This window comes from Octadecabacter antarcticus 307, from assembly GCF_000155675.2.
GTDB classification, from domain to species: domain Bacteria; phylum Pseudomonadota; class Alphaproteobacteria; order Rhodobacterales; family Rhodobacteraceae; genus Octadecabacter; species Octadecabacter antarcticus.
This window is the reverse complement of sequence record NC_020911.1, coordinates 904151-916150: the sequence shown is the minus strand read 5'-3', so window position 1 is coordinate 916150 and position 12000 is coordinate 904151. Positions and strand designations below refer to the sequence as shown.

Here is a 12000-nt window from a genome sequence, read left to right as displayed (position 1 = left end):
TCAGGCTGTGTATATACCGGCAAAGCCGCCACAGATGATGGCAGGACTGGAAGCCTACTCGCCGAGCTTGGCGAACAGCTCCGAAACCTCATTATCTTTGCTGTTGATGTCCCGCACCAATTCCAACGTCGCTTCGGGGTTCGCCTTCAACGCCACGCGCAGAAGGTTCATCCAGTTGACATTATTCTTCGAACGCACCTGTTCGATACCGTCGATCAACCGGAGCTTGGCTTCTATCTGTTCGGGGGTCATGTTACTCTCCTGTGAGTCTTTACGAAACCAGTCCATACTATCGGAATGGCGGATGAACTGGAACCCCGCAGCCTCAAACGCCCGGCGACTGGCGGTGTTTTCTGGCCGAATGCGCGCAAGATACAGCCCTTTTTCTGTTGTGGCAAGGCGCAGCAATGACGCGGCTAGCCCGCGACCACGTGCCTCGGGTGCCAACGTGATCGACAGTTCAGTGCCTTCCAAGCAATCGTCCAGCCGCAGACTGCCCAAAGGGCCAATATCGCCCTCGGCAATATGAAGATGCCGCCTGCTCTGGCTCAGGCTTGCCTCCATCCACGTCAAGTGATCTTCCCAGCTGACCGGCACGGTCGTTACCGAGGCCGCGCGCGTAGCAGGATCGTTGCGCCAATCGAACAGCCGACGTGCATCTGCCATTGTGGCGGGACGCAGCCTCATCTGCGGACGAGGTCGTCATAGTTAATCGGGTCATATTGCCGGATCGCGCGAGCTATCGTCCGGTGTTCGAGTGCAGCCTTGTCGCTGACGGGGACTCCCGCGTTAGGGCGCACAAAACGGTAATCCTCAGGGTTCAGAACTTCCCCTACCGCAATGTCACGCATGGCGAATGCCGACCGGCGAAAGGAGTTTCGGTTGCCCACCTCCGCCTTTGCCGCAACCTTTTCACCAGTGCCGCGGGCAGCGTGGATCATTGTGGCGCCATCGGCGATATCGCGCATCACGTCCGGCGGGGCGGAAAACCGATGGTCTGGACCCTTCCGGGCCGGGTCGTTGGTAAAATGCTTCTCAATCGCGACTGCTCCGAGGGCAGCGGCAGCCAACGGCACAACCGCGCCGACGGTGTGATCAGAAAACCCTACCGGCCTCCCAAAACGCGCCTCTAACGTCTTCATCGCCAGAAGGTTCGCCTCATCGGGTGGAGTTGGGTACGACGATACACAATGCAGCAGGATGATCGGCCCTGATCCGGCACGGTCCAAGACCTCTAGAGCATGCTCAACTTCGGCGAGGTCGGACATACCTGTAGACATTACCACTGGCTTCTTCGTACTCGCCACCGCGATCAGCAGGTCATCAAAAGTCATCTCGAAACTGGCGATCTTGTAAAATGCGCAGCCCAAGCCTTCGATGAAGTCCAAATCGCGCGGATCATAGATCGAGGTGAAGGGTAGCATGCCCTGCTCGCGCACGCGTTGGAACAGCGGCGCGTGGAAATCCATTGGCATCGCGGCATTGGTATAGAGATTGTAAAGATTGTCGGTACCCCAAATTGGGTCGATCCGCATCGAGGCATGTCTCGACGGCACTGTCAGGCTGTCGGCACTATAGGTCTGAAACTTTACGCAATCCCAGCCTACATCGGCCGCGATGTCCACCAGCTCCAGCGCCTGATCGAGGTCGCCATCGTGGTTGGCCGACACCTCGGCGATCAGGAAACACTTTTCACCTGGACCGATAGACTTTCCCTCGATGCTCATGCTCATGTCTGCTCCTTGCCCTCTTTGGCTGCCAGCCCTGCACCGATCGCCTCGGTAATACGAGCTGCGCCACCACCATCAATGGCAGCGGCCGCATTCCTGCATGACACCTGCCTTAGCATGCTCAGGTCTGTCAACTCGATAACCCTTGCATCGGCCATTGCTGCGCCGCCCGGCAGCGCGGCAAGGTGAACCTCGGCAACGCTGCTGTCGTGAAAAGCCTTGAAATAGGCCATCTATGCCTCAGTTTCCCACAGATAAATTCCGTTACGCCCCAGCGTGGCTGCCTCATAGCGCAACAGGCCCGGCCACCCCAGAACCACCGTCGCCGTCAGATAAAGCGGCATCAGATCGCGCCGCCCTTCATAAAGGTGCAGATGGGGATGATCAGCTGTCGGCCGTTCAAGAGCTTCGACAAGGGTCGGGGCGAATTGAGGGCCAACAACAATGTCGACCAGCGTGCCCCTCGGCCAGACGGCTCGCGATGTGCACCCACAGACCGCTAGGATCGGCGCCGCCGCAGGCCACTAGAATACGCGGTTCGTCTGGAAATGGCTGCAAACGCGCCTCGCCGTAGGACAGTGGCAAAAAGGCGTAGAACGCGCCCGCCAGCCAGCGTCGCGCGCGCGGCGGTGGCCGCAAATCCTCAGCCCGCAGATAGGGCGTCACCAGCAGATCGGGGGCGCTGGCAGGCGCGACCGGGTCGCGGAAATGGTTGGGCTGCATCGAATTGATAACCGTGACATGGCGCCTGCTTGCAACTAGTTCTGCGACATCGACCGTCGCCGCCAAGTTGCCGGCGTTGAGCATATCGACAACCACCGCCGCGATCTCAGGATTCGCGGCAAGCCAGTCGGCAGTCGAGACCCCATCAGCCAGCGCAAGGATCCCGGCGCGCTGGATGTCAATGTTGGCCAGCACCTCGACCCCGGAAACGTTCGTGATGAACAAGGGGGGCGTCGAAACCTGCGGCCCGCCTCCGGCAGCGTGTGGCATGGCCCAACCCCACCCCCGGCGCTGCCGCAACGCGAAAGGCGACGCGCGGGATCATCGCATGGCCCGCTGGGAAAGATACCCTTCGATCCGGTCGCATATCCGGTCGATATTGGCATCAACATCGCCGTATCGCACAACGATCTCCTGCATGCCGTCGGAAAAGCCATTAGCCGAAAGTGCGGCAAAGCTGGCCGCGCAGGACACCTGCGGCAGGCCCATGAATTTCTCAGACTCGTTGAGGTAGACTCCGGTCGGCAGTCCCTCGTAAAGCGCATCCAACAATGCCGTCGACGCGGTCGAGACCACAACGTCCGACATCGCCACAGCGTCGCTCATCATCATACCTTTCATTGGACCAAAGTGTTGGTAAGAAAAATAAACGTTATCGACCACCGATTGCAGCCGCGCGTCATGGTCGGAATAGGCGCTTCGGCGCTTGCCACGATGGGCGCGGATGATGACGGCGACGTCAGGATGGCTCCGGGCGAATGTCGCGATCATGGCATAGAAGGCATCGATGTCGGCGCCGGAATACCGCCCCGCCCACCGGAAAGAATGGCAGAATAGCAATCGCTGGCGATAGCCCGCAAGTTCGGTCGCGAAGGCGGCAGCAGGAGGTTTTGGGTGCAGGCTGGGTTTCTTGAAAAAGCCACCTACCTCCATCCGGTCGGCGACACCGGGCGCAAAAATTGCCCGATTCTCGCCCAACGCCTCGAACAGGAAGATCAGTTCAGAATGAAAATCGATCGCCCGATCATGCTTGCGGTAGGTTACATCCTCTTGGATGACACCATGCTGCAGGTAGATCGTGGGCAGGCCGATCGTGGCCATATGCGCGGTGCGTTGGCCGTGGTTGGAGTGGTCGTTCAGCGGATCACCCAAGCTGAGCGCGGCGTCCAAACCACTCAGCACCTGCCGATACCAAGGCCGCCACTTCATCAGACGATTTGGCCTAATCACGGGATGGATCTGTGCCTGCGCGAACAACGCGCGCGTGCGTGGCTCCAACCGCCGAAGACCAGTCGTGGAAAAGACCCGCAGATCAACCCTGTCGCGCGCCCTGAGCCGCCATAACAGGTGATACAGGTTCTCGAATTCGGGAATACCGTTGACAAATACCCCCAGCTTTGACCGCGCATGTGCGCCCGTCATCGGCCAGCCTCCTCCTCCAGCACGCGGGCAACGATCTCCGCGCGCTCCCAATCCTCGGGCGTGTCGATGTCCTGCACCCGATAGCGCGGCAGCATGACGGGCGCTGTGGGTGCGCGGAACACCCGTGGGCCTGCGCGCCACCCCTCCGTTAAACCCCAGCAGAATTGCCCAGCATCGTGATAGGCCTCGACCAGATCCTGGCTGCGCACCAGCAGGTTTTCCTCATTCATCATGCGGACATGCCCCTGCTCAATCACCAGCGCACGCTGGATCGGCGCCGGAAAGCTAGTAACCGAGACCGCAAAAAGCGACCCTGTCTCGATCAACCGGGCGTGGCCCGCACGCAGATCAGTGGCCCGCAAAAATGGCGCGGTGGCGTAGATCAGGCAGGTCAGATCCGGAACCGCCCCTTCGGCGCCTAGACGTGCGATGGCATCTTGCACCACCTCAGTTACGCCTATTTGATCATCAGCCAGCGCGGCGTCGCGTAGAAATGGAGCTTCGGCCCCAGCGGCACGGGCAATCTCGGCGATTTCGGCATCGTCGGTAGAGACGATGATCCGATCAAACAGGTCCGATGCGCGCGCCGCTGCGATCGACCAAGCGATCATCGGGCGACCGTGAAAGGACTTGATATTCTTACGTGGAATTCGCTTTGACCCACCGCGGGCGGGAATGACCGCAACTGCTTTCATGACGCCTCACCAGGCGCGGTGAAGGTCAGTGGCGTCTCGCCTTGAAGCAGCGACCAAACCGTGGTCGCCACGTCCTCGGCATTTGCGCTAGCGCTATGGTCCGCGTCTTGGCGGGCGGCATGGCGCGACAGTACGCCTTCGTGGCTGGCCGCCACTAACACTCCCACAGCCTGTTGCAGCGCGTCATGGTCCACCGCGTCGTCGGCAATGTCCCCATGGCGTAGCCCCGGGCGGTAACGCGTAACGCCCGGCAATGCCTGCATCCAAGTGTCGCCAAAGACAAGCGCGGGCTTGCCCATCAAGATCGCCTCCCATGCAACGGTCCCCGAAATCGTCGCCACATAGTCCGAAGCACCGGTCAAATCGTGGGTATTGGCGTGCGAAGGCATCATGCGCACCTGTGGGATGCGCCGCAGCCGATGGTAAAACAGCGGCCGTCGATAGCGCCCATCCTGCTTGGGGTTTTCCTTAACGTAGATCAAGTAACCCTCGGGCAGCATCGCCGCGGTTGCCTCGATCGCCATCAACTGATCGCGATACACCCCACCCAGAATTGAGGTCGTCATCTCAGGTTGCAAATGCAGTGGGAAATAAACGAACGGCTGGCCCAAGTCGGGCTCGGTCTGTTCGATCCCAGCGAGTTGCTCGGCAAAGAAAAGGCTGTCAGTGCTAAAAAAACGCGCGAAGGGGTCGCGCCATTTCGGCAAGCGCCGCGCCGCCGCGTCCATCCTGCGATATATCGACCACAGCCGCCCGGGCCGTAGGAGCAGTTGCGGCTCCCGCGTCATCACATGGGCAACCAGATGCATCAAAGCCCGGCCCGTGATCCGGCCCAATTCGCTTTTCTCCTGCTTTATACCCTTCATATAATACAATTCAGGCACCTTTCCCGGTTCTATTGGAAAGGGTTCGGCACCGGGCACAGATCGGGTGTGTCCCAGATGGGTAATATCGGACATAGAATAGAACTGTCGCGGCATATGCGCGGATCGCAGCACCAGCGTGCGCAGGCCCAAGGCCTTGGCCACATGATACATCAGGCTGTCATAGAACAAGTGCGGCACGTCGTAGAACAGGACCGTGTCAATTGCCTCGTCGGTCAGGATAGTGGCAATGCGATCAGCAATGATACTTACGTAGTTCACGTAGTCCGATGGCGACTGCAAATCGTGGTTGCGATAGACATGGCCTTCGGACCCGCGCTGCAACGTGTCCATCGCTTCAAGCAGCGACGCCTCGAACCCGGGGGACTGGGTCAGCGCCAGACCAAACCCAGTGAACCGGTCGTCTTTCATGATGTGCCCGCGCTGGCCTTGCGCGGAGGTCATGCGCAGCAGGCTGGAGGCCTTGTAGTCTGCTGCCCGGCTGCCAAAAGTCACCAGATGACTGATCCCGTCGCCGGCTTGGCTGGCAAGCGCCTTGGTGATATCCGCAAGGTTGCAGGCTGTGGCTACGACTGTAAGGCGCATTATAAAAAGTCCAGTTTGTGCATGCGAAACGCTCTTGTCAGTAGCAGCGCCTTTGGCCCAAGGCAACTGTCACCCCCATAGATCCCAGCAACCGGCCCGGCCAGCAACCTGGCCCTGAGCTGCGCGGTGAGAGAGAGGAAAGTTGACGGACAGGGAACAGTGCCAAGCAGCAGTGGCCGTGCTTTCAGGCGAATGAAAACCTGTCTCAGTTTGCAGCGAAATACCAGAACTTACGCGGAACAAAGACCGCGCCACTCGGCGAGATCTGCGGTCCGAGTGAGTTTGAAATTGTTCCTAGTGCAATCGGCGCTCTCCTGATCGAAATGGTTTTGAACGGATACTTGAACGGCAACGAATTTCTGCCGACTTCGCATGTGCCGAAAGCGCAGCATGGCCCGCTCTCGTCGTCAAAATGGCAGATCAGGATCCTCGGCGCGATTGTTCAGCCAGCGGCCAGTTTCATGCTCGCCAGCATTGGCGATGACCTTCGTCGCAGCAGTTCAGACTGAAGCTTGCCCGTCGCGATGATGTCCGGTCGCAAATGGCATTTTATTGATTTCTTGAGTCATTTCAACGCCGCTTTGCAATCTCGGAGCTTAATCATATATGCATCGCTGGACATTCGCGACGGTTGCAATGGAAGCCGGGGTACTCGAATAAATTGCAGTCAGACTGCTCAATCACATGCCGTTGTCGATCACTGGGCAGCGATATACACAGCCGTCCTTGGATGCCTTACGTCCGTCGATGGAGGTAGCATGCGATGAAATTCTTAGCCGCATCAACAATTGAGCAAAGAGTAGAATAGCGGGCCAGACGAGTTGCCAGATGGGGCCATCTTGTCGAGCATCTTAGATAAGTCGATCATAGATGTTGTCTAGACTCCCAGTAGCTCACCTACCCTTGCTGACTTGTCCCAAATATCGTGCTGGGCTGAGAACGTTATGGACGGGTAAAGCCGCTGGTCCAAGCTGAGGAAGGTGATCCCTAGATGCACGAATGATCTTTGGCGCTGCCTGTTCAAACTCTTCGCCAAGGCTGTCGCGATCGGTGATGTCACTGATGAAGCCCTCAATGATCCTGTTATGTAAGGTCCCACCAATGACAATGCCCTGCGGAGCGAATGTTCGCGCAATAACGAGACAGAGCCAACATATCTGTTCAGAAGCCCTTTCACGCCATTGCGTCACGGCGGGATGGGTCAGGTGATCATCGGTAAAATCGCTCAAACGGTCAAGCGGGAGACCTGCACGCCCCAAACTATCAAGTAGATCTTGGCCAGACGGACGGGGTTTTGATTTTGGGAAAAGACCACCCCATTCAGCGGCACCGTTGTTGCGTCCCAAATAGGGGTGCTGGTCCACAACAGCGGCCCCTCCAATGCCATAGGACAGCCAAATGTAGCAAAAGTTCTGAAGATTACGGGCTGTGCCGTGATACAATTCTGCAAGGCAGGCGGCCTTGGCATCGTTCATGTGTTGGACCGGCATCCCGAAATATGGCGACAGGTCGCGACGAACGTTGACCTTCGGCCAGCCTTTGAATTGGCTGATGCGCATCACGCGGTTTGGGTCTTGTGAATATCTCCCCGGGTAACTGACACCGCACCCGGCCATACGACTTATATCGACATTTGCATCCTCGATAAGATTTTTCACCCCCGCGCCCGCAGCTGACATGATCGCGTCGAACGATCGATCTGGAACCGCCATTTCATCTTGCGCCAGGATGTCCCCAGATAAGGTTGAAATACAGGTCATGATGCGATCGGGATCAAGATAAACACCCGCAGTGCATAATCCGCGCGGATTGAGGTTCAGCAGTTTGGCGGGATAGCCTTTCTGGGGTTTTCGGTTCGTGTCGTCGCGTTCGCACAGCAATCCGTCATCAATCAATTGTACTGCCAAACGCGTTACCGTTGACGGTGTAATCGACAGGTTGCGGGCCAAATCAGCGCGCGACATTGGGCCGACGCGCCGGATGTCCGATACAATACGCCGTGCGTTAAAACTCAGATTAAATGGCTGCCCCATACCTGTTCGTCGCGCATTTAGGCGCTCCGTTCAATTCATAATTTCCTTGACTCGCATTATATTTTGGAATGCAATCTAATCAGGGGCGCGCATATTGCTCCCTATTCAGTCGGATTCTAGGCCGACACCAACGACTGTGGGAGGTCACATGAAGAATTCACTCAAGACCATTTCGATGGTATCCGCGCTGGCGATTAGCGCGTCCATGGCAACGGCGGAAGGCACTGTAACAGTTTATACTGCCGTGCCGCAGAACTTCATCGACGCGCTTGTGCCGATGTTCGAAGCACAGACCGGTACGTCCGTCGAGATAATCAAAGCAGGATCTGGCGAGCTTCTGAACCGCCTTACGGCAGAATCCAGCGCCCCCATGGGGGATGTATTGTGGAGCGTCGACGGTACAGTTATCGACTTTAACCCCGACTTGTTCGAAGCCTATGAAGCAGCCGGATCAGACATGCTTGCCGATGGCATGAAGCAAAGCGATATGTGGTCGCCATTCACAGCAGTTGTGATGGTTTTGATCGTCAATGAGGAAGAGCTAGACGGACTGGCTGTTCCGGCTAGCTGGGCGTCGCTCGCTGATCCTATGTATGACGAAATGATTTCCTCTGCGCGTGCGGAGGCATCGGGGTCGGCCTATATTCAATTGGCCACGGTCCTTCAGGCGTTTGAGGGCGAAGCCGCCGGTTGGGACATTTACAAAGGCATGTTGTCGAATTTCGTACTGTCTGACAGTTCCGGCGCGGTGCCACGGTTCGTCAATGACGGTGAACTCGCGGTAGGTGTAACGCTTGAGGACGCAGCATTGCGCTACGTCGAAGGTGGCGGACCGGTGCAGATCGTTTATCCGTCTGAGGGCACAGCGATTGCACCCGATGCGATGGCGTTGATCGCGGGTGGTCCGAATGGCGAAAACGGCAAAGCCTTCGTTGATTTCATGATGTCTGAGGCGGCACAGATCGTCGTGGCAGAACAGGGCCGTCGTCCGGTCCGGTCTGACGTCGCATCCAACCCCGCACTGCTCCCTTTGGGGGATGTGAATTCAGTCGGTTATGATAGTGGTTGGGCTGCCGAAAACCGCGCACGGCTCGTAGACGCTTGGCAGGACATGGTCCTCGACGTTCAATAAAACCAAACTGCCGGGTGCGAATAGTCGCACCCGGTTTTTCCATTTGCAGGTGTATTGAATGGCGTCCGTTGAAATTACTGGCCTGCGTAAGCTTTACGGCGATGTCGTGGCTTTATCCGATATCAACATATCCGTCCCGTCTGGGTCGTTTTTCACCTTGCTGGGGCCGTCCGGTTGCGGAAAGACCACGCTGTTGCGCACAATCGCGGGGTTTCACGACCAGAACGCGGGGCAGATTGCGATCGATGGTGTATCCATCGAACGCCTGCCCGCGCATCGGCGCGACGTCGGGATGGTGTTTCAGGACTACGCGATTTTCCCGCATATCAGCGTGCGCGACAACGTGGCGTTCGGGTTGAAACAACGCAAAGTATCCGCGTCAGAAATCACAAAACGTGTGGCCGATGTTCTAGACGTTGTGCAACTTGGTGCGTTTGCCGATCGCATGCCCCATGAATTATCTGGTGGTCAACAACAGCGCGTCGGCCTGGCACGGGCCATCGTGATCCGCCCCAAAGTGTTGTTGATGGACGAACCGTTGTCCAATCTAGATGCGCGCTTGCGCGTGGATTTGCGCGCCGAATTGCGCCGCATCCAGCGCGATCTCGGCATCACCACAGTATATGTCACCCATGATCAAGAAGAAGCATTGGCGATGTCGGACACAGTGTGCGTCATGCATCAGGGTGTGATTCAACAGGCGGCCAGCCCGCTTGATATTTATTTACGACCCACCAACAAGTTTGTCGCGACGTTTGTGGGGGCCAATAATCTCCTATCGCTGACCAAGGTTGGCGCGCAATTCGCGTTGACGTCAGGTGGGGCGATTGTGTTGGATACCTGCGATACGCCCGATATCGTATGTGCGGTGCGTCCCGAAACCCTGCGTGTGGCGGACGGTGTTGTTGCGCCAGACGCGGGCGAAATCGCGATCCCTGCGACCCTGTCAGACGTCAGTTTCGTTGGCCGCGAAATGGAGGTAGTCACGATCACCGATCACGGCGAACGTTTGAAATCTTTGGCCCGTCCGGACCCGTCAGTGATAGAATTGCCCACCGGCAGCCGCGTGACATTGATGGTGAAACGTGATGATCTGGCGTTCTTTGAAGACGGTGAAACCGGCGGGCGCGTGGAATGATAAACGCGTGGCGCAAACCGGATTTCTGGACTGTAGTCACAGGCATCATCATGGTCATTTTGGTTGTTTTGTTGTTGTTTCCTATCGTTCGTGTCCTGATGTTGTCGTTTGTGGATGCCGATACGTTGGAATGGACGCTGGGAAACTACGTTCAGGTTTTTACGCGCAATTACTATTTGAACGGGCTGAAGAACACGCTGTATGTGGGGCTATTCGGAACGTTGGGCGCGTGTCTTTTGGGGATACCACTGGCGTTTTTCACCGCGCGATTTCATCTTTGGGGGCGGACGTGGATATCGACGCTGGCGATTTTGGTGCTGGTGGCGCCGCCGTTCATCGGGGCCTATGCGTGGATCATGATGCTGGGGTCCAACGGGTTCATCACCAACTTTTTTGAGCGCATCGGAATAGACACACCGACGATCTACGGCGCGCATGGCATCATCCTTGTGTTCACGTTGAAATTCTTTCCGTTCGTTTTTTTGATGACCCAAACAGCCCTGATGGCAGTGAACAAATCGTTCGAGGACGCGGCAGAAAACCTAGGCTGTACCCCTTGGCAACGGTTCGTCAAAATCACGTTGCCGCTGGTGTTTCCAGCCATCAGCACCGGCGCGATTATTTGTTTTGTGCTGTCGATTGCGGATTTCGGCACACCGGCCATTTTGGGGCGCGGGTTTCGCACGCTTTCGACCATCGCGTTTGCGGCCTATCGGTCCGAACTGGGCGGGTTGCCAACCATGGCGGTCACAGTGTCGATGATCATGATTGTCATTTCGATGTTGGCCCTACTAGCACAACGGCGCATTCTGGCGAAACGGCGCTACGCAAGCAGTTTAACCAATCTGCCAGTCAAAACGCAGCTGACAGGATGGCGAAATATAGCTGTGCACGGCTTTTGCCACGGGGTCGTTTTGATCGCGATGCTGCCGACGTTGGTGGTGGTCTATACGTCGTTCCTTAAGACCAACGGGCCAGTATTTGTCGGCGGTTATGGCTTAGAAAGTTACAGCCGCATTTTGCGCACAGCCCCCGAAGCGATCACCAACAGCTTTATCTTTGCAACAGCTGCGGTGGTGTTGATTACGGTATTTTCTGCGCTGATCAGTTATGTGATCGTGCGCCGTGAAACCGCCACATCCGGTGCGATCGATTTTTTGATGATGGTGCCATACCTGATCCCGGGGGTGGTGATGGCCATCGGGTTCGTCACCACGTTCCGATCCGGCTTCATGGGCGGGATGGGGGCCGCTTGGCTGCTAATCCTGCTCTATTTCATCCGCCGATTGCCGTACGGCGTGCGCTCCACAACGTCGAGCTTGCGCCAGATCAAACCGTCAATGGAAGAGGCGGCCATAAATCTCGGAGCCCCACCGCTCAAAGCTTTCCTGAAAATCACAGTTCCGCTGATCCTGCCGGGTTTGATCGTTGGGTCACTCATGGGCTTCATTACAGCAATTAATGAGCTTTCCGGCACCTTGATCCTTTACGACGCAGGTACGATCACCATGCCCGTTTCGATTTATCTGGCGGTTCTGGACGGTGAATTCGGGCTCGCGGCTGCCCATTCGACAGTGCTGTTGCTGTGCACCGGTGTTTGCGTCTATCTGGTTTTCCGCTTTACCGAGAACCGCGACAACGCGTTTATTTAAGGACGA

At 57.1% G+C, this 12000-nt stretch carries 11 protein-coding genes and 2 pseudogenes; 4 read left to right on the top strand and 9 right to left on the bottom strand.

The window, feature by feature from the left end:
* Positions 1 to 54: 54 nt before the first annotated feature.
* The 8 genes and pseudogenes from OAN307_RS25065 to OAN307_RS31615 all read right to left on the bottom strand — a co-directional run.
* Complete coding sequence (locus OAN307_RS25065; RefSeq protein WP_015498697.1) at positions 55 to 687, bottom strand: GNAT family N-acetyltransferase; 633 nt, start codon at positions 685 to 687, stop codon at positions 55 to 57.
* Entirely contained in the window at positions 684 to 1733 is a 1050-nt protein-coding gene (locus tag OAN307_RS04715; RefSeq protein ID WP_015498696.1) for an N-acetylneuraminate synthase family protein, read from the bottom strand. The genes OAN307_RS25065 and OAN307_RS04715 overlap by 4 nt, the downstream gene beginning before the upstream one ends.
* Positions 1730 to 1963: a hypothetical protein gene (locus OAN307_RS04710; protein WP_044043209.1), complete on the bottom strand. Its 234-nt coding sequence runs from the start codon at positions 1961 to 1963 to the stop codon at positions 1730 to 1732. The genes OAN307_RS04715 and OAN307_RS04710 overlap by 4 nt, the downstream gene beginning before the upstream one ends.
* A gap of 166 nt (positions 1964 to 2129) precedes the next feature.
* On the bottom strand, positions 2130 to 2678 hold the full coding sequence (locus OAN307_RS04705; RefSeq protein WP_144055499.1) for a hypothetical protein: 549 nt from the start codon (positions 2676 to 2678) through the stop codon (positions 2130 to 2132).
* Between the two features lie 96 nt (positions 2679 to 2774).
* Positions 2775 to 3875: a hypothetical protein gene (locus tag OAN307_RS04700; protein WP_015498694.1), complete on the bottom strand. Its 1101-nt coding sequence runs from the start codon at positions 3873 to 3875 to the stop codon at positions 2775 to 2777.
* Complete coding sequence (pseF, locus tag OAN307_RS04695; protein WP_015498693.1) at positions 3872 to 4570, bottom strand: pseudaminic acid cytidylyltransferase; 699 nt, start codon at positions 4568 to 4570, stop codon at positions 3872 to 3874. Before pseF ends, OAN307_RS04700 begins: the two co-directional genes overlap by 4 nt.
* The gene (locus OAN307_RS04690; protein ID WP_015498692.1) at positions 4567 to 6039 is read right to left on the bottom strand and encodes a hypothetical protein; all 1473 of its coding nucleotides are present in this window, start codon (positions 6037 to 6039) and stop codon (positions 4567 to 4569) included. Before OAN307_RS04690 ends, pseF begins: the two co-directional genes overlap by 4 nt.
* A gap of 230 nt (positions 6040 to 6269) precedes the next feature.
* Positions 6270 to 6500, bottom strand: a pseudogene (locus OAN307_RS31615) (IS6 family transposase); the annotation flags it as partial.
* Between the two features lie 142 nt (positions 6501 to 6642).
* On the opposite strand from OAN307_RS31615, the pseudogene OAN307_RS29660 reads away from it, so the two are divergent.
* Positions 6643 to 6831 (top strand): annotated as a pseudogene (locus OAN307_RS29660) (tyrosine-type recombinase/integrase); the annotation flags it as partial.
* Positions 6832 to 6932: 101 nt separating this feature from the next.
* Here the strand turns inward: OAN307_RS29660 and OAN307_RS04680 are convergent.
* A complete protein-coding gene (locus tag OAN307_RS04680; protein WP_015498691.1) occupies positions 6933 to 8072 on the bottom strand; it encodes an ROK family transcriptional regulator in 1140 nt (379 codons plus the stop codon).
* A gap of 148 nt (positions 8073 to 8220) precedes the next feature.
* Here OAN307_RS04680 and OAN307_RS04675 point away from each other — a divergent pair, with 148 nt between their 5' ends.
* From OAN307_RS04675 to OAN307_RS04665, 3 genes are read left to right on the top strand one after another with little or no spacing between them, the layout of a single operon-like run.
* A complete protein-coding gene (locus tag OAN307_RS04675) occupies positions 8221 to 9204 on the top strand; it encodes an extracellular solute-binding protein (protein WP_015498690.1) in 984 nt (327 codons plus the stop codon).
* 58 nt (positions 9205 to 9262) lie between these two features.
* Positions 9263 to 10342: an ABC transporter ATP-binding protein gene (locus OAN307_RS04670; RefSeq protein ID WP_015498689.1), complete on the top strand. Its 1080-nt coding sequence runs from the start codon at positions 9263 to 9265 to the stop codon at positions 10340 to 10342.
* Positions 10339 to 11994: an ABC transporter permease gene (locus OAN307_RS04665; RefSeq protein ID WP_044043207.1), complete on the top strand. Its 1656-nt coding sequence runs from the start codon at positions 10339 to 10341 to the stop codon at positions 11992 to 11994. The genes OAN307_RS04670 and OAN307_RS04665 overlap by 4 nt, the downstream gene beginning before the upstream one ends.
* The last annotated feature ends 6 nt before the right edge of the window (positions 11995 to 12000 follow it).

Bases quoted from the DNA above. Each gene is read 5' to 3' on its own strand.
- OAN307_RS25065 (WP_015498697.1), bottom strand. From the start codon at position 687: ATGAGGCTGCGTCCCGCCACAATGGCAGATGCACGTCGGCTGTTCGAT.
- OAN307_RS04715 (WP_015498696.1), bottom strand. From the start codon at position 1,733: ATGAGCATGAGCATCGAGGGAAAGTCTATCGGTCCAGGTGAAAAGTGT.
- OAN307_RS04710 (WP_044043209.1), bottom strand. From the start codon at position 1,963: ATGGCCTATTTCAAGGCTTTTCACGACAGCAGCGTTGCCGAGGTTCAC.
- OAN307_RS04700 (WP_015498694.1), bottom strand. From the start codon at position 3,875: ATGACGGGCGCACATGCGCGGTCAAAGCTGGGGGTATTTGTCAACGGT.
- pseF (WP_015498693.1), bottom strand. From the start codon at position 4,570: ATGAAAGCAGTTGCGGTCATTCCCGCCCGCGGTGGGTCAAAGCGAATT.
- OAN307_RS04690 (WP_015498692.1), bottom strand. From the start codon at position 6,039: ATGCGCCTTACAGTCGTAGCCACAGCCTGCAACCTTGCGGATATCACC.
- OAN307_RS04680 (WP_015498691.1), bottom strand. From the start codon at position 8,072: ATGGGGCAGCCATTTAATCTGAGTTTTAACGCACGGCGTATTGTATCG.
- OAN307_RS04675 (WP_015498690.1), top strand. From the start codon at position 8,221: ATGAAGAATTCACTCAAGACCATTTCGATGGTATCCGCGCTGGCGATT.
- OAN307_RS04670 (WP_015498689.1), top strand. From the start codon at position 9,263: ATGGCGTCCGTTGAAATTACTGGCCTGCGTAAGCTTTACGGCGATGTC.
- OAN307_RS04665 (WP_044043207.1), top strand. From the start codon at position 10,339: ATGATAAACGCGTGGCGCAAACCGGATTTCTGGACTGTAGTCACAGGC.